General features: G+C 54.2%; 18 protein-coding genes. 9 read left to right on the forward strand and 9 right to left on the reverse strand.

Annotated features, from left to right (window positions below):
* Positions 1–58 precede the first annotated feature (58 nt).
* From L2Y28_RS04430 to L2Y28_RS04445, 4 genes are all read right to left on the reverse strand, one after another.
* Positions 59–805: a cyclopropane-fatty-acyl-phospholipid synthase family protein gene (locus L2Y28_RS04430; RefSeq protein WP_022647184.1), complete on the reverse strand. Its 747-nt coding sequence runs from the start codon at positions 803–805 to the stop codon at positions 59–61.
* A gap of 10 nt (positions 806–815) precedes the next feature.
* Positions 816–1,073, reverse strand: coding sequence for a YjhX family toxin (locus L2Y28_RS04435; RefSeq protein WP_022647185.1), 258 nt, complete (start codon positions 1,071–1,073; stop codon positions 816–818).
* A gap of 259 nt (positions 1,074–1,332) precedes the next feature.
* A complete protein-coding gene (locus tag L2Y28_RS04440; protein WP_022647186.1) occupies positions 1,333–3,270 on the reverse strand; it encodes a bifunctional diguanylate cyclase/phosphodiesterase in 1,938 nt (645 codons plus the stop codon).
* Positions 3,271–3,287: 17 nt separating this feature from the next.
* Positions 3,288–3,782: a molybdopterin-dependent oxidoreductase gene (locus tag L2Y28_RS04445; RefSeq protein WP_022647187.1), complete on the reverse strand. Its 495-nt coding sequence runs from the start codon at positions 3,780–3,782 to the stop codon at positions 3,288–3,290.
* A 182-nt stretch (positions 3,783–3,964) separates the two neighbouring features.
* Between L2Y28_RS04445 and L2Y28_RS04450 the strand changes: the two genes are divergently transcribed.
* Positions 3,965–4,474 (forward strand): hypothetical protein, encoded by a 510-nt coding sequence (locus tag L2Y28_RS04450; RefSeq protein WP_022647188.1) that lies wholly within the window; start codon positions 3,965–3,967, stop codon positions 4,472–4,474.
* 22 nt (positions 4,475–4,496) lie between these two features.
* On the opposite strand, the gene L2Y28_RS04455 is transcribed toward L2Y28_RS04450, so the two are convergent.
* On the reverse strand, positions 4,497–6,281 hold the full coding sequence (locus tag L2Y28_RS04455; protein WP_022647189.1) for a diguanylate cyclase: 1,785 nt from the start codon (positions 6,279–6,281) through the stop codon (positions 4,497–4,499).
* Between the two features lie 114 nt (positions 6,282–6,395).
* On the reverse strand, positions 6,396–7,505 hold the full coding sequence (locus L2Y28_RS04460; protein ID WP_022647190.1) for an AI-2E family transporter: 1,110 nt from the start codon (positions 7,503–7,505) through the stop codon (positions 6,396–6,398).
* 158 nt (positions 7,506–7,663) lie between these two features.
* On the opposite strand from L2Y28_RS04460, the gene mmuP reads away from it, so the two are divergent.
* The 6 genes from mmuP to tauD all read left to right on the forward strand — a co-directional run bounded on the left by mmuP (position 7,664) and on the right by tauD (position 13,618).
* A complete protein-coding gene (gene mmuP / locus L2Y28_RS04465) occupies positions 7,664–9,064 on the forward strand; it encodes an S-methylmethionine permease (RefSeq protein WP_022647191.1) in 1,401 nt (466 codons plus the stop codon).
* A complete protein-coding gene (mmuM, locus tag L2Y28_RS04470; protein WP_022647192.1) occupies positions 9,051–9,983 on the forward strand; it encodes a homocysteine S-methyltransferase in 933 nt (310 codons plus the stop codon). The genes mmuP and mmuM overlap by 14 nt, the downstream gene beginning before the upstream one ends.
* 222 nt (positions 9,984–10,205) lie before the next feature.
* Positions 10,206–11,168: a taurine ABC transporter substrate-binding protein gene (gene tauA, locus L2Y28_RS04475; protein WP_022647193.1), complete on the forward strand. Its 963-nt coding sequence runs from the start codon at positions 10,206–10,208 to the stop codon at positions 11,166–11,168.
* 10 nt (positions 11,169–11,178) lie between these two features.
* Positions 11,179–11,946: a taurine ABC transporter ATP-binding subunit gene (gene tauB, locus L2Y28_RS04480; protein ID WP_022647194.1), complete on the forward strand. Its 768-nt coding sequence runs from the start codon at positions 11,179–11,181 to the stop codon at positions 11,944–11,946.
* Positions 11,943–12,770 carry a taurine ABC transporter permease TauC gene (tauC, locus tag L2Y28_RS04485; protein ID WP_022647195.1) on the forward strand — a complete coding sequence of 276 codons (828 nt, stop codon included), beginning with the start codon at positions 11,943–11,945 and terminating at the stop codon, positions 12,768–12,770. Before tauB ends, tauC begins: the two co-directional genes overlap by 4 nt.
* Positions 12,767–13,618 (forward strand): taurine dioxygenase, encoded by an 852-nt coding sequence (gene tauD, locus L2Y28_RS04490; RefSeq protein WP_022647196.1) that lies wholly within the window; start codon positions 12,767–12,769, stop codon positions 13,616–13,618. The genes tauC and tauD overlap by 4 nt, the downstream gene beginning before the upstream one ends.
* A 69-nt stretch (positions 13,619–13,687) precedes the next feature.
* Here tauD and L2Y28_RS04495 read toward each other — a convergent pair whose 3' ends face one another.
* On the reverse strand, positions 13,688–15,412 hold the full coding sequence (locus L2Y28_RS04495) for a lysophospholipid acyltransferase family protein (protein ID WP_022647197.1): 1,725 nt from the start codon (positions 15,410–15,412) through the stop codon (positions 13,688–13,690).
* A gap of 125 nt (positions 15,413–15,537) precedes the next feature.
* A complete protein-coding gene (hemB, locus tag L2Y28_RS04500) occupies positions 15,538–16,512 on the reverse strand; it encodes a porphobilinogen synthase (RefSeq protein WP_003859169.1) in 975 nt (324 codons plus the stop codon).
* 452 nt (positions 16,513–16,964) lie between these two features.
* On the opposite strand from hemB, the gene L2Y28_RS04505 reads away from it, so the two are divergent.
* Positions 16,965–19,739, forward strand: a complete 2,775-nt coding sequence (locus tag L2Y28_RS04505; RefSeq protein ID WP_022647198.1) for an autotransporter outer membrane beta-barrel domain-containing protein — start codon at positions 16,965–16,967, stop codon at positions 19,737–19,739.
* Between the two features lie 88 nt (positions 19,740–19,827).
* Complete coding sequence (locus tag L2Y28_RS04510; protein WP_022647199.1) at positions 19,828–20,454, forward strand: helix-turn-helix domain-containing protein; 627 nt, start codon at positions 19,828–19,830, stop codon at positions 20,452–20,454.
* Positions 20,455–20,456: 2 nt separating this feature from the next.
* Here L2Y28_RS04510 and ampH read toward each other — a convergent pair whose 3' ends face one another.
* The gene (ampH, locus tag L2Y28_RS04515; RefSeq protein WP_236919575.1) at positions 20,457–21,617 is read right to left on the reverse strand and encodes a D-alanyl-D-alanine-carboxypeptidase/endopeptidase AmpH; all 1,161 of its coding nucleotides are present in this window, start codon (positions 21,615–21,617) and stop codon (positions 20,457–20,459) included.
* Positions 21,618–21,759 lie beyond the last annotated feature (142 nt).

The raw sequence follows: 21,759 nt of genomic DNA on the forward strand, positions 1-21,759 counted from the left end.
GCATGATCGTAAACGCCGAATGGCGGCATACCCCCAAGGCTATACCGCCAGCGCCATATTATCGCGCCATTAACGCAAACACCCCCCAGCCAAAGTACTCCCGCGAGTACGTCACATGACGTTCAGGCGCTATCGTCAGCTCCGCCCGAACCTCCTGCGCGAAGTCATCTTCTGGGTTTTCCTCCAGCCAGCGACGCATGGTCATCCATTTTGCGGCTTCGTACCTGTCCCAGCCTTCCTGGTCTGCCAGCACCATTTCAACCAGGTCATAGCCCTGTTGATCGAAAGACGCAACCAGACCGGGCAGAGTGAGAAAGTCTGCAATCGACGAGACGCCGCACGCCTGGGCTGTCTCCTCCGTCGCGGGTACCTGACGCCAGTACGGTTCGCCAATGAGCATTATTCCCCCGGGCTTGAGGCTTTTTGCCAGCAGATCCATCGTCCCGGCTACGCCACCCGCAATCCAGGTTGCGCCAACGCAGGCCGCCACGTCACATTTTTCATTCGCGACATAGCCAGCCGCGTCGTTATGAATGAAATGGACGCGTTCGCTGACGCCGAGTTCCTCTGCGCGCCGCGTGGCCTGCGCGGTGAAGAGCGGGCTCATGTCGATGCCGGTACCGGTGATACCGTAATCACGTGCCCAGGTGCAAAGCATCTCTCCCGAGCCGCTGCCAAGATCGAGAATGCGTGTGCCTCGCTTCATGCGTAACACGCGGCCCAGCGTCGCGTACTTCTCTTGCGTAAAGGGGTTATGAATGCGGTGTTCGCTTTCGCTAACAGTAAAAATACGTGGGATATCCATCATCCTCTCCTTAACGGTTATCGGGCTGGGCGCGGACGTTATTCAGCCCGGTAGTGTTAATGCGGTAGGGCTGACCGTTAACGGATTTGATCAGCTTTTTGGTTTTGAGCTTTTTGAAAACGGCGAGCGTGCAGTCAGCCAGCAGTAGCCCTTCGCGGCTATAGCATTCAACGGCGGTGACGCGGCCGGAGGTATTGCGGACGTGCACAATACGGCCACCTTTGGCGAGAACGTGTAAGGTACGTTGTTCCTGACGGGATAAATTCATACTGGAAAACCTGTTTAATCATCATGTGCAAAACGTGCAAACACACAGCGGTGTCCGCATTCGATTTCGGCGCATTGATAATCAGTCCGGCCTGGAAAGGTCGGTAAGCTGATTATCGGATGATTACATTCTCCAGCATCAAAGCCTCGGGTTGAGTTGAAAGGTATTTACGGGGTGAATGATAACACCTGATTTTTATAAGTGAATACCCAGGGGTGAAAAACGTGATCACGGTTGGCATCGGGTTGAGGAGAGGGAATCATTCCAGGCCGCTCTTAATTTTGCTGTCGACCTGAGGCTGTGGTTTGCTGAAAAGATATCCCTGCACAAGCTCGCAACCCAGAGCCTGAAGCCGCTCAAGCTGCTCTTCGGTCTCAACGCCCTCGGCTATAACGCCCATATTAAGGCTCTTAGCCATACCGGTAATAAGCTTCACAATATTAAGCGCATCTTCTTGTGTAGATATCGGATTGACAAAAGATTTATCGATCTTGATTTTATCAAAATTCAGTTCGCTGAGTCTGGAGAGCGACGAATAACCCGTGCCAAAATCATCAATGGAAATTCTTACGCCCAGTGCGCGGAGTTTTTTCAGAATCGCAATGGGGTTATTTCTGTCACTAAAGAGGGATGACTCCGTGACCTCTAACTCAAGACGGTTAGCCGGGAGCCCGGTCTCAGCCAGAACGGTCTGCACCGTATTAATAAATGATTTGCTGCCTAATTGAACAGGCGAGACGTTTACGGAGATCCTGGCCGGAACAGCCCAGGAGACCGCTTCCCTGCAGGCCAGTTTAAGTACGGTTTTACCTATCTCGTTGATCATGCCTGTTTTTTCAGCGGCGAAAATAAAGCTATCCGGGGAAAGCATTCCCTTTACAGGATGCATCCAGCGAATAAGCGCTTCATAGCCGTAAATTTCCTTGCTGACGGAATTCACAATAGGCTGGTAATAAACAATAAATTCATTGTTTTCTATCGCCCTTGCCATATCATTTTCAAGCGTTCTGCTCTCCTGCAACTTCTGAAGCATTCGCTGACGGAAAACTTTAATCTGCTGTGAGCCTGCCTTTTTGGCTTCATAGAGCGCCAGATCGGCGAACTTATAAAGATAATCAGCACGTCGTTCATTATCTGATAAAACAATACCCACGCAGGTGGCAATTTTTATGAGCTGGTTATTAATCGTATAGGGTTTACTGATATTCTCGCTGATTTCTCTAGCGCGCAAAACGGCTTCGCTTTCGTTTAACCCACTGGCTAAAAAAGCAAACTCGTCTCCGCCTAAACGGTAAAATCTGTCTGAAATATTGCTCATGGCGGTCAATCGTCTTGATACCTGACGTAACAGTAAATCGCCAGCATCATGACCATAGGTATCGTTGACCTCTTTGAATCGGTCTAAATCAAATAACATTACCGTAACGGGAACATGATTTTCTTCGGCCTCAAGATTGAGTTTGCTGAGCTCATCCCAGAAGTACAGACGGTTTTTCATGCCAGTGAGGGAATCATGGTAAACGTCATACTCTAGTTTTGAATTCTGAATCTGTAGGGTCTCCTTGGATAACTGGAGTTCTTCTGCAAGACTTTCAACCTGCCTGTGCGCTTTAAGGATGTTTTTATTTTGATAGATCGTTAAAAAACCCAGGATAATACTCAGAATGATCAGCAGTAAAGAGAGGGCTGAGTAAATATAATACAGGATCTGTATTTTATGGTTGCTACTGTTAATCGTGCTAATGTCTTTCGTTAACGCGCTTGATGAAAGCTGACTGAGTGGAGCATCCAGCAAATGCATGGTATGAAGGTATGTTTTTACATCCGAATGGCTCATTTTTTCGAGGTTAGCATCCAGATACGTAAGGATTTTATCAAGGCTTAACGCGAGGTCATGATGTGCCTGAACGTTTTTAATGTAATGTCCTAAATCCCCCTCCTTAAACAGATCATTCTGGCTTAGCATAATTTCCAGCCGCATCCGGACCTGGTCTATCGTAACGTCATCGGAATCGGTTGCGTACAGACCAAGCCATGATTCAAAGCGGTAATATTCGGATACCAGTTGGGCGACAGACCATGACTCCGTGTAATGAGTCAGTTTTTGGAGCTCCTGCTGTCGATCGTAAACAAGAAAAGCAATATATCCAGTCGTGATAAAAAGAGAAAAAATGATACCAACCAGTATCCTGTTCATTATGTTCTCCTGAACTGCTATTCAATCTTCATTTTGCTGACCTGCCATGCCGATCGCGAATAATATATCTGATTATTTAATTCAGGAAGACTGTCGTAGGGATATACAATGAATGCCGGACCTTTATCTCGGATGCGCATATATTCACCATTAACCTTCAAAGCGAGTATGGCATTATATTTTTTAAAGTCGCTCAGCGGGATGGCTGTCGCGTAATCATTAAGCGCTATAACATTAACCACGTTACCCTTTGCGCCAATATAATCCATGAGTTTGCTCATTGGAACACCCTCAAACTTTGTGCGGCCATTATACCAGGGGGATGATGTCTGGAAGCTCACCATACCGAGTTTTTCAAGGCTGGCGATATCAAACACGGCTTTTCCACTTTCATTCGTGTTCTCGATATTACCGTAAATCGTTAAAATGGGTTTACCAGCAGGTTTTGGCAACTCACCAGCCAGGGTGACGCTTTGCACTAAAAAGCAGCACAGCATTAGGATTAATCGCATTTCAGCCTCCACGTTTTAACATAAGTATAAGAATTATAATTTAGTTATCCTACTAGTTTATATATTTTATCTCTCCCCACGTTTATCCATCATAATCAGGATGTAAAAACGCCGTCAGTCGGCAGCCACCCGAGCGATGCTTAACCTTCTTACCGCAGACGCATGACAAGGAACCGTCCATCATGAAAAAAGATAGCTATGCCTTTTTAATTCCACTCATCGTTGGCGGGTTAGCGTTGATATTTGGCTTTGTTGTCTGGTCAATCGAGATTTATCGCGTGACATTTCTTACGGCCCTGGGGGAACAGTATCTTGCGGCTGTCACATTGCTGCTGCCGCTGGTGGCGATGGTGATGTTCGCCGCGAAGAGGGCGTTTAAAGACAAAACCCTTGTTGACGTTGTCAAACTTTACCTCGGCCTCATCATCTTCAGCCTGCCGGTTGCCATTTTCGTCATCTTTACCGCGGCCTGGCTACTGAACGGAGAATACTCTGCCTGGAGCCAACCTTACCGGTATGAATCCGGCAGCAGAAATAGCTGTTCGGGGGCGGAAGTCTATGAGCCGGAACTCAAGAGAGAGATCCGCATCTGTTATCCTCAGGGATATTATTTAATCGATGGCACCCTGTACGTGGAAAAGCGGAGTAATTCGCTGGGTATGGTGGTGCTTTGGGCGATCGCGCGATCCTGAACCTCAGGCTCGAATAACCCCTTTAGCCCGCCTCCAGCATCCCAAAGCTGACAATCCGCGAGCGGCCCAGCTCTTTCGCCCGGTACAACGCGACGTCCGCCGCGCGCAGCAGATTATCGCTCTGCGCGTGCTGCGGATAGCTGGCGATCCCGATCGACACATCCACCGGGCCAATCTCCGAAAGCCCGTAGCGCAGCGAAAGCGCATGCACGCCGTTGTAGATCTCCGTTGCAGCGCCGTGCGCTGCTTCCTCGTCTGCACCGGTAAGAAGCACCAAAAACTCTTCACCCCCATAGCGGAAGGCCAGCCCGCTATCGTGTACCGCCCGTTGAATAATGGCTGCCACGCTTTTGATCACCAGATCGCCAGCCTCATGACCAAAGCGGTCATTAATGCTCTTGAAGTGATCGATATCGATCATCAGGCAGCTTACCGGCTCCTCGTTACGCACGGCCTGCTTCATTTGAGTACGTAACGTATCTTCCAGATGGTGGCGGTTACGCAGCCCCGTCAAGGGATCGAACAGGGCTTTTTCCAGCAGTGCATCGCGCAGCCGCTGGTTGGCCAGCGCCAGTCCCAGCGCCTCGGCCATCAGTTCCAGATAGGCGCGGGACGGCGCGGTTTCAGGCGTGATGTTCTGGAATGAGAGCAATCCAATCGCCTCGCCCTGAGCAATCAGGGGAACGCACAGCGATTGCTGCGCCTGTGATTCGGGCAGATGATAACAGCCGATATCCGGCTCGCCGTTCACTGGCGGATGGCTTTGACCACGCCGGACGGCCCAGCATTCGTCAGGATGGAACGGCTTTTTATCCCCTTCTGGCGATAGCCATTCGGCCGTACAGCGCATCTGCCACGGCTCGCGTTCCAGAATATACAGACGCCCTGAAACCCCCGGCGCAATATTGGGTGCAAACAGCTCCGCCACATTCATCACGTCGGCAAAGTTTTCACAGCCCTGCAACCGCTGGGTCATTCGCGCCAGCAGTTCGCGGATGGCCCAGTCAGCATCGCGCTCTTTTTCCAGCCGCTGCCTTGCCAGCCCGTTCTCACGGAAGATGCGGATGGCCTGCGCCATATCACCGATTTCATCAACCTGGGTAAAGTTCGGCGTTTCGACGGCGTAATCCTGCGATGCAAGACGATGAACCACGTCACTCAGACGCACCACCGGACGGAGTACGCGGCGCTTGAGGATGAAAACCATCACAAACAGGAAGAGCAGGGCGGTCAGGCCGACCATCACCTCAGAGGCCGTTCGAAGCGTTTTGGACGTTTTGGTTGCGGCCTGCACGTCGGCAATAATTCGCTTGTCCAGCAGCATGCGAAAGCGTTCGATAGTGTTGTGTGCCCGTTCGAGTTCCAGCTCATAGCTCTTACCAAACAGCAGCGAAACGGCCTGCTGTTCCTCGCCACGGGCGATGCCGTCAATGGCTGCCTGCTGTTCATCCTGGAGATCGTCTACAATTTTCAGTCCGTCGTACAGCAGCGCCAGCTCTTCGCCCGATGCCCCCGTATTTTTGAGCTGTCGCAGCGTGTGTTCGATATTCTTCAGCTCGGCTTCTTTCGCCTGATATTTCTCAAGCACCTCGGGCTCTTTTTGGATGACGTAAAGCCGCGCCAGATCGGAGAGCATCCAGGTGTCTGTCTCGATCTCCTCCGTCAGCTGATCGAAGACCTGGCGTTGTTTAACGGCTTCACGTTCGATGTTATCGGCGTGGGAAGCCATCAGCATGACGATGCCGGAGGCAATGGTCAGGCACACCGTGACACCATAAGCCCAGTTCGTGATCGTGGCGATTCGCACCTGTTGGATCCTTCTACGACAAATGTGAAAGAGCGTTCATTTCAGATTATAGAAAACCTCTGATTTATCGCGAAAAAAAAGGCGGCACAGGGCCGCCTCACAGAACGCCTTTCTTTATAGATCCGGAGAATTTCTCCCCTCTTCGATAAAGTCTGCGTCCAGCTCCTCGGCGTTGCCTGCGTGGTCGCGGCCGGAGAAGAGGTTCCAGCAGGCGATAAACAGAGCGGCAATCAGCGGCCCAATCACAAAGCCGTTAATGCCATACAGCTCCATACCGCCGAGCGTGGTGATCAGTATCAGGTAGTCCGGCATTTTGGTGTCTTTGCCCACCAGCAGCGGACGCAACAGGTTGTCCACCAGCCCGACGATAATGACGAAGAAGCCCACAATGAACAGACCCTGCCACAGCTGGTGAGTGGCAAACAGGAAGATGGCGGCGGGAACCCAGACGATGGCCGACCCAACGGCAGGCACCAGGGAGAGAAATGCCATCAGTGCGCCCCACAATACGCTGCCGTCAATACCGACAATAGCAAAGGCGATACCACCGAGCGTGCCCTGAACCACCGCCACGACCGCCGTGCCTTTTACCGTGGCGCGCGACACGCCGACAAACTTAGCGAACAGGTGCTGTTTGACGAAGTCAGACAGCGGCAGCGAGTCGAGGATCTGGCGCACCAGATACGGCCCGTCTTTCAGCAAGAAAAACAGCAGATACAGCATAATGCCAAAGCTGATGGCAAAGCCGAACGTCCCTTTCCCAATCAGGAACGCGCTGCCCGCCAGATACTGCCCGCCCTGTAACGCGACATCGGAGAGTTTTTTCTGGATTTGCGCGGCGTTGGTCAGGTTGTGATCCGCCAGGAAGCCGCTGGCCCAGTCCGGCAGGCGGTTGAAGATACCGGCGATCACTTCCGGGAACTGCGTGTTGTTCTGTTGCAGCCTGGTGTAAACCATGTTCAGTTCCACCGCGAGCGAGGAAAGGATCACCATCAACGGAATAAACACGATCAGGCAGATAATGCCGAGTGTGAGGAGTGAAGCCAGCCCGTTGCGATCGCCCAGCGCGGTACGCAGTTTGTTTTTCACCGGGTTGAAAATGATGGTCAGGATCGCGGCCCACAGAATCGCCGAGAAATAGGGAGACAGCACGTCAAAGAAGGCCCAGGTTACAAGGGCCAGGATGAGAATAAAGAAACCTTTGGTCAGTCCGTTAAATCGCATAGTGAGTCCTGGTGAAGAAGAAACTGTGTCGACTATAGAACTGATTTAAGGATTTACCAATAATTGCGCTGAAGTCGCGCCGGGTGGCTTTTTGTTAACAATCGCGGTATAACACTCCTTCTTTGGATGTTTAGATGTCCATACGTTTAGAAGGTAACATGCAAACACAACAAGAAAACGGGCAACTTAAGCGCACCATGAAAACCCGCCACCTGATTATGCTCTCGCTGGGTGGCGTTATCGGCACAGGGTTATTCTTCAATACCGGATATATCATCTCGACAACCGGCGCGGCGGGCACGCTGCTGGCATATCTTATCGGTGCGCTGGTGGTCTGGCTGGTCATGCAATGTCTGGGCGAACTTTCCGTGGCGATGCCGGAAACCGGCGCGTTTCACGTCTATGCCGCCCGCTATCTCGGTCCGGCGACGGGGTATACCGTGGCGTGGCTCTACTGGCTTACGTGGACAGTGGCGCTGGGATCGAGCTTTACCGCGGCCGGGTTCTGCATGCAGTACTGGTTCCCACAGGTTCCCGTCTGGACGTGGTGCGTTGTCTTTTGCGCTGTGATTTTTGGTCTTAACGTGATTTCCACGCGCTTTTTCGCGGAAGGGGAATTCTGGTTCTCGCTGGTCAAGGTTATCACCATCGTCGCCTTTATTATTCTCGGCGGCGCGGCCATCTTTGGCTTTATCCCGATGGCGGACGGCTCTGCCGCGCCGGGACTAAGCAACATTACCGCCGAAGGCTGGTTCCCGCACGGTGGCCTGCCGATCCTGATGACCATGGTGGCGGTCAACTTTGCCTTCTCAGGAACGGAGCTTATCGGCATCGCGGCAGGGGAAACGGAAAACCCACACAAGGTTATTCCGGTTGCTATTCGCACCACCATCGCCCGGCTCATCATCTTCTTTATTGGCACCGTGTTTGTGCTGGCGGCGTTGATCCCGATGCAGCAGGCTGGCGTGGAGAAAAGTCCGTTCGTGCTGGTGTTTGAAAAGGTCGGCATTCCGTATGCGGCGGATATCTTTAACTTCGTGATCCTGACGGCGATCCTCTCGGCGGCGAACTCGGGTCTGTACGCCTCTGGCCGTATGCTTTGGTCTCTGTCTAACGAGAAAACGCTGCCGCGCTGCTTTGCCCGCGTCAACAAAAACAGCGTGCCGCTGACGGCGCTTTCTGTTTCCATGCTGGGCGGCGTGCTGGCGTTGTTCTCCAGCGTGGTCGCGCCGGATACGGTGTTTGTGGCCCTGTCAGCCATTTCCGGTTTTGCGGTGGTGGCGGTGTGGATTAGCATTTGCGCGTCGCACTTCGTGTTTCGTCGCCGTCACGTGCAGTCCGGCCAGCCGCTATCCGCGTTGCAGTATCGCGCGCCATGGTATCCGCTGGTGCCCGTGCTTGGCTTTATCCTCTGTCTGGTGGCCTGCGTCGGCCTGTGGTTTGACCCAAGCCAGCGTATTGCCCTTTATTGCGGGCTTCCGTTTGTCGCCCTGTGTTATGGTGCGTACTACCTGACCCGAAATCTGACCACGCAGGAGCCTGAACATGTCGCAGAATAATCCGCTTACCGCCCTCCTTGAAAAACAGCCGTTTGTCGTGCTGGATGGGGCGATGGCAACGGAGCTGGAAGCGCGCGGTTGTAACCTTGCCGACAGTCTCTGGTCGGCCAAAGTGCTGATGGAAAATCCGGAGCTGATCCGCGACGTACACCTCGACTACTACCGCGCGGGGGCACAGGTGGCGATCACCGCCAGCTATCAGGCGACACCCGCAGGCTTTGCCGCTCGCGGGCTGGACGAGTCGCAATCCCGGACGCTGATCGGCAAAAGCGTAGAGCTGGCACGCAAAGCGCGCGAAGCGTACCTGGCTGAGAACGCAAATGCAGGCACTTTGCTGGTGGCGGGATCTGTGGGCCCTTACGGCGCGTATCTGGCCGATGGTTCCGAGTATCGCGGCGATTATGTGCGTAGCGCTGAAGAATTTACCGCCTTCCACCGCCCGCGTGTAGAGGCGCTGTTGGATGCGGGCGCGGACCTCCTGGCCTGTGAAACGCTGCCTTCGTTCATTGAGATTAAGGCGCTGGCGGCGTTGCTGACGGCATATCCGCGCGCCCGGGCATGGTTCTCATTTACCCTGCGTGACAGTGAGCACCTGAGCGACGGAACGCCGCTGCGGGATGTTGTTTCTGCGCTGGAAAGCTACCCGCAGGTTGTCGCGCTGGGGATTAACTGTATCGCGCTGGAAAACACCACGGCGGCGCTGACGCATCTGCACAGCCTGACGTCGCTGCCCCTGGTGGTCTATCCGAACTCCGGCGAGCATTACGATGCGGTGAGTAAAACCTGGCATCACCACGGTGAAACGTGCGAGACGCTGGCGGGGTATTTACCGCAGTGGCTGGAAGCAGGCGCGAAGCTGATTGGCGGCTGCTGTCGGACCACGCCGCAGGATATTGCTGCGCTGACGGTTCAGCGCTGAGGCCTTTGCCGGGCGGCGGCTGCGCCTTACCCGGCCTACAAATTGCACGAACCGTAGGCCGGGTAAGCGCAGCGCCACCCTGCGAAACAACCGCACAAAATTCACTATCCTTTCCCGCTTTTTTTCTAAAAACGAATCGTCATTAGCGATTCTTTTTTATTCCTTTATCAAAAATCCCACGCCGGAAATACTGCCCTTATAACAACAAGGGGAGCAGACGGTATGGCAATTTCATCGCGAATCACGTTACTTGGTGCACTGGCGCTGTGGGCATTTCAGGCGCAGGCGGTGGACGTCACCGTCGCGTATCAGACTTCCGCGGAACCGGCGAAAGTCGCGCAGGCGGATAACACCTTCGCCAAAGCGAGCGGGGCGAACGTCGACTGGCGCAAGTTCGACAGCGGCGCGGCAATTGTGCGGGCGTTAGCCTCGGGCGACGTGCAGATTGGCAACCTGGGTTCCAGCCCGCTGGCCGTTGCCGCCAGCCAGCAGGTGCCGATTGAAGTCTTCCTGCTGGCGTCGCAGCTCGGAAATTCCGAAGCGCTGGTGGTGAAGAAAAGCATCACGAAACCCGAAGATTTGATTGGCAAACGCATCGCGGTGCCGTTTATCTCCACCACGCATTACAGCCTGCTGGCAGCGCTGAAACACTGGGGCATTAAGCCGGGCCAGGTGCAGATCATCAACCTGCAACCTCCAGCGATTATTGCCGCCTGGCAGCGTGGCGACATTGACGGAGCATACGTCTGGGCGCCCGCCGTCAACGAGCTGGAAAAAGACGGCACCGTGCTGACCGACTCCGAAAAAGTGGGGCAATGGGGGGCGCCAACACTTGATGTCTGGGTCGTTCGTAAGGACTTTGCCGAAAAACACCCTGAAGTGGTGAAAGCCTTCGCCAAAAGCGCCATCGAGGCCCAGCAGCCTTACATCAGCAACCCGGATGAATGGCTGAAACAGCCCGCCAACCTGGAGAAACTCTCACGTCTGAGCGGCGTGCCGGAAGCTGACGTGCCGGGGCTGGTGAAAGGCAACACCTATCTGACACCTGCGCAGCAGGTCCAGCAGCTGAACGGGCCGGTGAGCAAAGCGATTGTCGACACTGCGACGTTCCTGAAAGAGCAGGGCAAAGTGCCTGCGGTGGCAGCGGATTACAGCCGGTTCGTGACCGACCGCTTTGTGAAATAAGGGGGCTGCGATGCTGAACATTACAAACCTGTCTGCCGATTACGGCGGCAAACCCGCCCTGAAAGAGATCAACCTGACGCTGGACAGCGGTGAACTGCTGGTCGTACTGGGGCCGTCCGGCTGCGGGAAAACGACGCTGCTGAACCTGATCGCCGGGTTTGTACCGTATCAGCACGGCACGATCCAACTCGAAGGAAAACGGGTAACGGGGCCGGGCGCAGAGCGCGGCGTGGTCTTCCAGAACGAAGGGCTACTTCCGTGGCGAAACGTGCAGGAAAACGTTGCGTTTGGTCTGCAACTGGCCGGCGTAGCGCGTGAACAGCGTCTGAATACGGCGCGCGACATGTTGAAAAAGGTCGGGCTGGAGGGGGCTGAAAAACGCTTTATCTGGCAGCTTTCAGGCGGGCAGCGTCAGCGCGTCGGGATTGCCCGTGCGCTGGCGGCTAACCCTCAGCTGCTGTTGCTGGACGAACCTTTCGGGGCGCTGGATGCCTTTACCCGTGAGCAGATGCAAACCCTGCTGCTGCGCCTGTGGCACGAAACCGGCAAGCAGGTGCTGTTAATCACCCACGATATCGAAGAGGCCGTGTTTATGGCGACGGAGCTGGTGCTGCTCTCACCGGGACCGGGACGCGTGCTGGAGCGTCTGCCGCTTGAGTTTGCCCGGCGCTATGTGGCGGGAGAGCCAGTACGCAGCATTAAATCAGACCCGCTATTTATCGAAAAACGGGAATACATCCTGAGCCGTGTGTTTGAACAGCGGGAGGCGTTCTCATGAGCATTGTCTTCAGTGAAAAAACGCGGCGGACGCGCCGTGCCTTACGCTGGCCGTTCTCTCGCCAGCTCACCTTAAGCGTCAGCACGCTGGTGGTGTTGCTGGCGGTATGGTGGGCGGTTGCCGCGCAGCAGTGGATCAGCCCGCTGTTTCTGCCCCCGCCAGGCCAGGTTCTGGAAAAACTGATCGCCATCGCCGGACCGCAGGGCTTTATGGATGCCACCCTCTGGCAGCATTTAGGCGCCAGTCTGACGCGTATTCTGGTGGCGCTGCTGGCGGCGGTCATTATTGGCGTTCCGGTGGGGATTGCGATGGGACTGAGCCCGACGGTGCGCGGCATTCTCGACCCGCTGATAGAGCTTTACCGTCCCGTACCGCCGCTGGCTTATCTGCCCCTGATGGTGATCTGGTTTGGCATCGGCGAGACGTCAAAGATCTTACTGATATATCTGGCTATTTTTGCGCCGGTAGCAATGTCGGCTCTGGCTGGCGTAAAGAGTGCGCAGCAGGTACGCATACGTGCGGCGCAGTCGCTCGGCGCCAGCCGCGCGCAGGTACTGCTGTTCGTCATTTTACCAGGTGCGCTGCCGGAGATATTGACCGGGTTGCGCATCGGCCTTGGGGTGGGCTGGTCAACGCTGGTGGCGGCAGAGCTGATTGCCGCCACGCGCGGCCTTGGGTTTATGGTGCAGTCGGCGGGAGAGTTCCTGGCGACTGACGTGGTACTGGCAGGGATCGCGGTCATCGCCGCGATCGCCTTTGGATTAGAACTGGGACTGCGCACGCTACAGCGTCGCCTGACGCCCTGGCATGGAGAAATACAATGAGTGAACGTCTGACGATTATCCCGTTGGGGCCGTACATTGGCGCGCAGGTGTCGGGCCTGGACGTAACCCGTCCGCTGAGCGATAACCAGTTTGAGCAGCTGTACCACGCGGTGCTGCGCCATCAGGTGGTGTTCCTGCGCGATCAGGCCATCACCCCGCAACAGCAGCGCGCGCTGGCCCTGCGTTTTGGCGACCTGCATATCCACCCGGTCTACCCGCATGCGGAAGGGGTGGAGGAAATTATCGTGCTGGACACTCATAACGATAACCCGCCCGATAATGACAACTGGCATACGGATGTTACCTTTATCGACACACCGCCAGCCGGGGCGATTCTGGCAGCAAAACTACTGCCAGAGACCGGCGGCGATACGCTGTGGGCGAGCGGCATTGCGGCGTTTGAGGCGCTCTCCGCGCCGTTCCAGACCTTGCTAAGTGGCCTGCGGGCGGAGCATGATTTTAAAAAATCGTTCCAGGAGTATAAGTACCGTAAAACGGAAGAGGAGCACCAGCGCTGGCTGGATGCGGTTGCAAAGCATCCGCCGCTGTTGCACCCGGTGGTGCGTACCCATCCGGTGACCGGCAAGCAGGCGCTGTTTGTGAACGAAGGGTTTACCTCGCGCATTGTGGACGTAACGGAAAAAGAGAGCGAGGCGCTGCTCAGTTTCCTGTTTGCGCATATCACGAAGCCGGAGTTTCAGGTGCGCTGGCGCTGGCAGGAGAACGATCTGGCGATCTGGGATAACCGCGTCACGCAGCATTACGCCAATGCGGATTACCTGCCGCAGCGAAGGATTATGCAGCGGGCGACGATTTTGGGGGATAAGCCGTTCTACCGTGCGGTTTGAGCCCCTCACCCTAACCCTCTCCCCAAAGGGGCGAGGGGACTGACCGGTGCGGTTTTCACCCTCTCCCTTTTAGGGAGAGGGCAGGGGTGAGGGTATTAAGTGCGCCTCAATATACCGCTGATAGCGGTTCGTCTTCAGATAACACAGATCCACCAGCACCAGCCCGTCGATACAGTTATTGAACGCCGGATCGCTGCCGAAATCGATAAACTGCACGCCGCCTGGCTCGCATAGCTCGGAATATTGTTTATAAAGCGGCGGAATACCGCAGCCCAGATTGCCGAGCAGGGATTTGAGCTTTGTCAGGTCATCCACGTAATCCACCCCGCTAAATTGCGCCAGCACGTCCGGGAGTGACGCCGGGTAGGGTTGACGCGAGGCGGCTAACGGGTGGCTGGCCGGAAACCAGAGACGATAAAACGCGACCAGCAGATCCCGGGCGGCAGGCGGTAAGCCGCCGGAGATGGACACCGGACCAAACAGGTAACGGTAATGTGGATAGCGCGCCAGATAGGCGCCAATGCCTGACCACAGGTAGTCCAGACCGCGACGTCCCCAGTAGCGCGGCTGTATAAAGCTGCGCCCCAGCTCAATGCCGTGCTCCAGTATGTCCTGCATTTTTTCGTCGTAGTGGAACAGGCTGTAACTGTACAATCCCTCGACGCCGCACTTTTCAACCTGCATGGCCGTTGGCATAAAGCGGTACGCGCCGACAATCTCGAGGTCATCATCATCCCACAGAATAAGGTGCAGATAGTCATCATCGTAGCTGTCGGTATCCCGGCGCTTTCCGCTGCCTTCCTCCACGGCGCGAAAGGCAATCTCGCGCAGTCGCCCCAGCTCGCGCAGCAGAGGCGCCTCTTCCTGCCCGTTGCGCTGCCACAAATAGATGGTTTTACCATCGCTGGTTTTGCCCAGACATTCGGCCTGCGCCAGCTCCCGCTTCAGCGTGGCCCTGTCTTCCGGGCGGGCAATGGCGCACTGGGTTTTAAAGACGCCAGGCAATCCCTTGCCAAGTCGTATCACGTGCTGACGGCACTGCTCGGCCATCTCACGCGATGAAAGGGTAGAGCTAAACCGATCATTCCAGGCAATCTGCTGGCCGATTTTAATCGGCAGCTGGCTGTGACGGCGGCGAAACATCTGTTGCATCAGCAGCAGCAGGGATACCGTCGGCGATACCAGGGTGCTGGCATAAAACAGCAGGCTGTTGTGGGCCTGAATATGTACCGGTAGCAGCGGTACCCGTAGTTTGCTGGCCAGCTTGATAAAGCCCGGATGCCACTTTTTATCGCGGATGCCTTTACGCGTTGGGCGGGAGACTTCGCCCGCCGGGAAGAAGATCAGCACGCCGGCGTTTTGCAGGTGCTGCTCCATCTGCACCAGAGATGCTTTTGCGGTTCTGCCGCCCATATTGTCCACGGGGATAAACAACGAGCTGAGGGGCTCAAGGTGAGACAGCATCCGGTTGGTGACAACCTTGACGTCCCGGCGCACGCGCGAAACGGCGTACAGTAGCGCCAGCCCATCCAGGGTGCCCGTCGGGTGGTTCGCTATCACAATGAGTGGGCCGTGTTCGGGGATTTGTTCGAGGTCTCGGGCGGAAATGGTGCAGAGAATATCAAGGTGTTCCAGAACCTGCTCTACCATATCCAGCCCTTTCAGGTGACGGTGGCTGGCGGCAAACTGCTGAAATTCGTCTTCGTGGAGCAGTCTTTTTAACAGACTTTTTTGCCAGGGTGCGGGCCTCGCCTGAGGCCAAAGGTCATCAAGAACGCTGTCGAGACTAAACATTGATCACTCCTCCTGCCGTCTTGCCCAGACAGTAGAAGGAGGAGATGTCGGTTGTATTGCAGTTTAGTGAAGATTCGCGCAGAGAGTAGGCCGGGTATGGCGAAGCCACCCGGCGCTAAAGCGGATTAACGCAGAATTTTCTTCTCAGCCAGATCCAGCGCGAAGTAGCTGAAGATCAGATCCGCGCCCGCGCGTTTGATCGCACCCAGGCTTTCGAGGATCACTTTCTCTTCGTCGATGGCACCCGCCTGCGCGGCGAATTTGATCATCGCGTACTCGCCGCTCACCTGGTATGCGCCCAGAGGCAGTTCGGTGCGTTCGCGAATGTCGCGCAGGATATCCAGATACGCGCCGGCCGGTTTCACCATCAGACAGTCTGCGCCCTGTGCTTCATCGAGCAGAGATTCACGAATCGCTTCGCGGCGGTTCAGCGGGTTCATCTGATAGGTTTTACGATCGCCCTTCAGCGCCGTGCCCGCCGCTTCACGGAACGGGCCGTAGAAGGAGGAGGCGAATTTGGTGGAGTAGGACATGATGGCTGTGTCGGTAAAGCCTGCCGCATCCAGCGCATGACGAATAGCCTGAACCTGACCATCCATTGCCGCAGAAGGTGCAATGAAATCCGCACCCGCGGCGGCGGCAACCACCGCCTGCTTGCCCAGATTCAGCAGGGTCGCATCGTTGTCCACGCCGTGATCGCACAGCACACCGCAGTGGCCATGAGAGGTGTATTCGCAGAAGCAGGTATCGGACATGACGATCATCTCCGGCACACTCTCTTTGCAGATGCGCGACATGCGTGCCACGAGACCGTCTTCTTTCCATGCATCACTGCCGGTTGCGTCAGTGTGGTGGGAGATACCGAACGTCATCACCGAGCGGATGCCCGCATTCGCAATGCGTTCGATCTCGCGGGCCAGATGCTTTTCAGGAATGCGCATCACGCCCGGCATCGCGTCGATGGCTTTGTAGTCATCGATCTCTTCTTCAACAAAAATCGGCAACACCAGATCGTTTAAGGTCAGTGTTGTCTCTTCAAACATGGCGCGCAGTGCGGGTGACTTGCGCAGGCGACGGGGACGAGCAATTAAATCGGTCATGGTATGCCTGATGTTTGTGGAACAAAGAGGCTTAGTGTACCTGAAAGCGGAGAGTGGTGTTTTACTAAAGTTGTCTTTTAGATTTTCGAAATCGATTAATATACGCTACATGTTTTTTGTATATATTATAAATCTTATTATGGTGTCCAGAGTGGTATGTGATATTGGTGAGGCTTCTATATTGGTTTGGGATTATAAATATAAATGATTTATTGCTTTTTATTATATGTGTCGAAGCAACTAAAGAAGTTTGCAATCAGTTGAATTTATAATATTTATTCATATTGATTGATATTGTCCTGGGTTTATAAGCTTATTTGTCTGAATACGGACTTAATGGAATCATTCATTGAACCTTTTCGAAGTGAAACTGCATAATTCCTTCCGCAATTAAACGTTGCCAAATGATTTGATGGACAAACTTGCTTACGTCCCTGAGGAGGGATGACCCAATGCAAACATGGAAAAAGAAACTGGTTGTATCACAACTTGCATTAGCCTGCACACTGGCTATCGCTTCTCAGGCCAATGCGAAAGATATATCCGGCACGACATATAATACTTTTGGATATGACAATACTGCGTCCACGCCCTGGTATTATGGTTATGCTGACTGGGATTATTCAGATGCCACACATGATGGTGACATTTATCCAGTCATCAATAAATCAACCGTAAACGGAGTTATTTCGACATACTATCTGGATGATGGTGTCAATGGCCGTGCGAACGCGTTGAGTATTTCTAACAGCACCATTAACGGCATGATCACGTCAGAGTGTATGACCACGACGTGTGCAGAAGGCGTGGATACTGACGGCACTACGCATACCCAGTACGATCGTTTTAGCCTGACTGTTGATAACTCCACCATCAACGATACCTACGAGCATTATGCGTATGATGTCGATAATGGCGATACCACTGAAACGCATTATCTGGACACCTATGGTCTGGGTAACGCCATCACCCTGGATGTTGAGTCTGATATCGTTATTCAGAACAATTCCCACATCGCGGGCATCACGCTGACGCAGGGTTATCAGGAGCTTGATAACACGCCATACGACGGTGTTGAAGGCGTTGCTAACAGCAGCAATATCTTTACCGATACGCTGGTGGTGAAAGACTCTGTGCTGACCTCTGGCGCATACAGCGATCTGGGCACCAGCGGCTTCTACGGTCAAACGGCGAAGCCGAGCGACTACGGTGAAACCAACGCCACGGCTGCGGATGATGCGGCGCTGATCGTTGCTGCCAGTGCGTCTGATAACGCCATGCAGACCACCGCTACCTTCGATCACTCTACCGTTACGGGTGACATTCTTTTCTCCAGCACCTTTGATAACAACTTCTACGAGAATGGCGATCCGGCAACGGATACCACAGAAGATGGCGTCTATAACCCAACCACCAACGGCTGGGATGGTACCGATAAACTGGATGTCACGCTGACCAACGGCAGTAAGTGGGTGGGTGCAGCGCAGTCCAGCGTTGAAGCTATCGGCACTGCGCAGATGTATGGCCAGGGCTACAGCAACGTAGACTGGCACGCATTGTCCCCGAATAGCATCTGGCCTGATTCTACCTTTGACAGCAACGGTCACGTTGCCGGTGAAGAGGTGTATCAGAGCGGCCTGTTCAACGTGGCGCTGGATAACGGTTCCGAGTGGGATACCCGCAAGATCTCCATCATCGATGCACTGACGGTGAACAACCAGTCTCAGGTCAATGTTGAAAACTCCGGCCTGCTGGCAGATTCCATCACCCTGACCAATGCTTCAACCTTGAATATTGGCGACAGCGGTGCCGTGGCAACCGACAGTCTGTATCTGGATAGCTACAGCCGTGCGGCACTGACTGAAGAGACGGCAGAACTGTATGCCAACACCATTACTGTAGACAACGGTGCAGAGCTGGCGCTGGGTCTGGGTCAGGTTGATACGCACAATATGGTGCTGACTGATGGCGGTGTGCTCAACGTTGCCAGCCGCGATTATGTGCTGAACAGCGACCTGAACAACGCACGCTATATCACCAACGATAGCCATAAAGCGGACTACGACTATGGTGTTGTCGCGCTGAACTCTGACGGCCATCTGGCGGTGAACGGTGACGTTGCCGGTAACTATAAAGTGCGCATCGACGATGCGACCGGTGCAGGCTCCGTAGCTGACTACAAAAACAAAGAGATCATTCGCGTCTATGACAATAACGCGGATACCGCTGCCAGCTTTACTGCGGCAAACAAAGCTGATTTAGGTGCATACACCTATCAGGCGCAGCAGAAGGGTGACACCGTTGTTCTCCAGCAGGAAGAGCTGACTGACTACGCCAACATGGCGCTGAGCATTCCTTCTGCTAATACCAACATCTGGAATCTGCAACAGGATACCGTGGGTACCCGTCTGACCAACAGCCGTCATGGCCTGGCAGATAACGGCGGCGCATGGGTGAGCTATTTTGGCGGCAACTTTGACGCGGATAATGGCACCGTTAGCTACGATCAGGACGTAAGCGGCATTATGGTGGGTCTGGATACTCAGATCGACGGTAATAACGCGAAGTGGATTGTCGGTGGTGCGGCTGGTTTCGCGAAGGGTGATATCAGCGATCGTACTGGTCAGGTCGATCAGGACAGCCAGACTGCGATGATCTACGCGTCGGCGAAGTTCATGAACGACATCTTCCTCGACAGCTCTATGAGCTACACCCGCTTCAACAACGACCTCTCTGCTACCATGAGCAACGGTCAGTATGTTGACGGTAATACCACGACTGACGCCGTTGGTTTCGGGATGAAACTGGGCTATGACTGGAAACCAAACCTGTCTGGCTACGTCACGCCTTACGCGGCGATCTCTGGCCTGTTCCAGTCCGGTGATGACTATCAGTTAAGCAACGACATGCGTATCGATGGCCAGTCTTACGACAGTATGCGTTATGAGCTCGGCGTGGATGCAGGTTATACCTTCAACTACGGTGGCGAGCAGGCATTAACCCCTTACTTCAAGCTGGCTTACGTGTATGACGATGCCGACAACAATGCTGATATCAACAGTGACAGCATTGACAACGGCGTGGAAGGCTCTGCGGTTCGCGTGGGACTGGGTACTCAGTTCAGCTTCACGAAAAACTTCAGTGCTTACACTGATGCGACTTATCTGGGCGGCGGCGACGTTGACCAGAACTGGGGAGCAAACCTGGGTGTGAAATATACCTGGTAAGAAAAAAACGCGGGGGATTTTGCCCCCGCTTTTTTATGTGCTTTAAAAATAATAAAGAACCGACATATACAGATGACTTGAGGTATGCATGAACGTTAATGCGAAACCACTTTCTGAATTAAGCCGGCTCATAAAGTGTCTGGAAGTCGCCGGTACCCCATTTAAAACGGAACCACAACAATTTATAACTACCGGCAATAATGATGATGAACCATTGACATTTGTAATACAATCCGGCCTGACAGTCGTTCACCGTAAATCAGATGAATTACTCGTGGGTATTGCACGGGCACCCTATATTCATGGATTAAGTGCATGGATTAATGACAGCTATCTTGAATATTCCCTGATGGCACAAACACCTTGTACCGGATTTTATTTGCCAGCCTCTACTGCATGCGAAATTATTCAAGAAGCGCAACTCTGGCAAGAAGCATTCTGCTGGCTTTCATGGCTAAATCATTTACTGGGAAAACGTGATATCCAGCTGGTCGGAAATAATTCGTATAGCCAAATTCGGGCGATGCTAATCAATATGGCCGAGTGGGATGACACGCTACGCTCAAAAATTGGTGTGATGAATCATATTCAGCGTAGCACGCGTATATCACGTTCGGTGGTTGCGGAGGTTCTGGCGGCGCTGCGTCAGGGGAACTACATCAATATGAGCCGGGGCAAACTGATCAGTATCAACCGTTTGCCCACGGACTATTAAGCTCAGTTAGCGGCCGTAAGTACCTGCGCTTTATTGGCGCTCAGCTCGGCTACAAGGTTATTTACGCCATCACTCATATTCACGAAGCGGGTGTTCGGTGACCGGGTGACCACCACAAAAGCGCCCACGTTTGATTGCGGAATCATCGCCATGTAGGTGATGAATCCGCCACCCCCACCGGTTTTTTGAATAATACCCGGGCGACCATCTTTTGGCGCCATATATACCCAGCCCATGCCGAGGGCATCGGCTTTACCGGGAACATCCATACCAATGACGCGACGTAACTGAGCACGCTGGTAGATGAGCGTCTGCATTCGGTCGGCCTGATTACTGCGCGCGTAAAAATCCGATGAGAGGAACTGTTGCATCCAGTGCATCATGTCGCCAGGCGTAGAGTAAACCCCACCGCTGCCAATGGCTGCCAGCGTGTTATTACACGGGCTGGCCCCTTTTTCCGCCACCATCAGACGCTTGCACTGGTCCGGGGAGGGGGTGTAAGTAGTATCTTTCATCCCGAGCGGACGCGTGATTTGCTCTTCAAACAGCTGAGGGTAAGGCTTACCTGATGCCGTTGCTAACGCGTCGGCCAGCAGATCAAACGCCAGGTTAGAATAGCCAGCCTGAGAACCCGGAGCCGATTTCAGCGTTGCGGTGCTCAGGTAGTTCCAGCGTTGTTCGCGAGTTGGCCAGACAAAGACAGGGCGATGCGCAGCGCCACCGGGCTGTTCTCGCGGCAGGGCGCTGGTATGGGTCGCCAGGTTCACCAGCCTGATCGGCGTTCCCTGATATGTCGGAACGCGAGCGCCGGGTGGCGCATATTTGCTAAGTGGATCGTCGAGTTTTACCACGCCCTGATCGAGCAATTTCACCAGCATTTCGCTGGTCATCAGCTTAGTTATCGACGCGACACGGATAACGGAATCCAGCTGCGGGCGAACGTTATTTCCCGGTCGTGTTTCACCGAAGCTGCGAAACACCCGCTGGTTACCGTCGATCACGACCAGCGCCATTCCCGTCGCACCACTGCCGTAATAAATAAGGTTCGCATAGCGATCGGCAATGTCAGAGGCCAGAACCGGTGCCGTCAGAGGCTGTGCTGCCTGGGCGGTGGACAGGCTCACCGCACACAGCGCGGCGAAAGAGAGCAGACAACGTTTCAACGAAAAGCATCCATCCAGTGAATAAGGAGAGTTACGGGTAGTTATACTACTAATCGGCGTCGGGCAATCGTCCGATTTGCATAACGATAGCGAGAAAAACGTAACCGTGGGTAAATTTGCACAATTTACTTACGGCCAGACT

The sequence above is a fragment of the Enterobacter sp. JH25 genome (assembly GCF_021725435.1).
Taxonomy (GTDB): Bacteria; Pseudomonadota; Gammaproteobacteria; order Enterobacterales; family Enterobacteriaceae; genus Enterobacter; species Enterobacter intestinihominis.

Bases quoted from the DNA above. Each gene is read 5' to 3' on its own strand.
- tauC (WP_022647195.1), top strand. From the start codon at position 11,943: ATGAGCATTGTCTTCAGTGAAAAAACGCGGCGGACGCGCCGTGCCTTA.
- L2Y28_RS04505 (WP_022647198.1), top strand. From the start codon at position 16,965: ATGCAAACATGGAAAAAGAAACTGGTTGTATCACAACTTGCATTAGCC.
- mmuM (WP_022647192.1), top strand. From the start codon at position 9,051: ATGTCGCAGAATAATCCGCTTACCGCCCTCCTTGAAAAACAGCCGTTT.
- L2Y28_RS04495 (WP_022647197.1), bottom strand. From the start codon at position 15,412: ATGTTTAGTCTCGACAGCGTTCTTGATGACCTTTGGCCTCAGGCGAGG.
- hemB (WP_003859169.1), bottom strand. From the start codon at position 16,512: ATGACCGATTTAATTGCTCGTCCCCGTCGCCTGCGCAAGTCACCCGCA.
- L2Y28_RS04510 (WP_022647199.1), top strand. From the start codon at position 19,828: ATGAACGTTAATGCGAAACCACTTTCTGAATTAAGCCGGCTCATAAAG.
- L2Y28_RS04430 (WP_022647184.1), bottom strand. From the start codon at position 805: ATGGATATCCCACGTATTTTTACTGTTAGCGAAAGCGAACACCGCATT.
- L2Y28_RS04450 (WP_022647188.1), top strand. From the start codon at position 3,965: ATGAAAAAAGATAGCTATGCCTTTTTAATTCCACTCATCGTTGGCGGG.
- tauB (WP_022647194.1), top strand. From the start codon at position 11,179: ATGCTGAACATTACAAACCTGTCTGCCGATTACGGCGGCAAACCCGCC.
- L2Y28_RS04435 (WP_022647185.1), bottom strand. From the start codon at position 1,073: ATGAATTTATCCCGTCAGGAACAACGTACCTTACACGTTCTCGCCAAA.
- mmuP (WP_022647191.1), top strand. From the start codon at position 7,664: ATGCAAACACAACAAGAAAACGGGCAACTTAAGCGCACCATGAAAACC.
- tauA (WP_022647193.1), top strand. From the start codon at position 10,206: ATGGCAATTTCATCGCGAATCACGTTACTTGGTGCACTGGCGCTGTGG.
- L2Y28_RS04460 (WP_022647190.1), bottom strand. From the start codon at position 7,505: ATGCGATTTAACGGACTGACCAAAGGTTTCTTTATTCTCATCCTGGCC.
- tauD (WP_022647196.1), top strand. From the start codon at position 12,767: ATGAGTGAACGTCTGACGATTATCCCGTTGGGGCCGTACATTGGCGCG.
- L2Y28_RS04440 (WP_022647186.1), bottom strand. From the start codon at position 3,270: ATGAACAGGATACTGGTTGGTATCATTTTTTCTCTTTTTATCACGACT.
- L2Y28_RS04445 (WP_022647187.1), bottom strand. From the start codon at position 3,782: ATGCGATTAATCCTAATGCTGTGCTGCTTTTTAGTGCAAAGCGTCACC.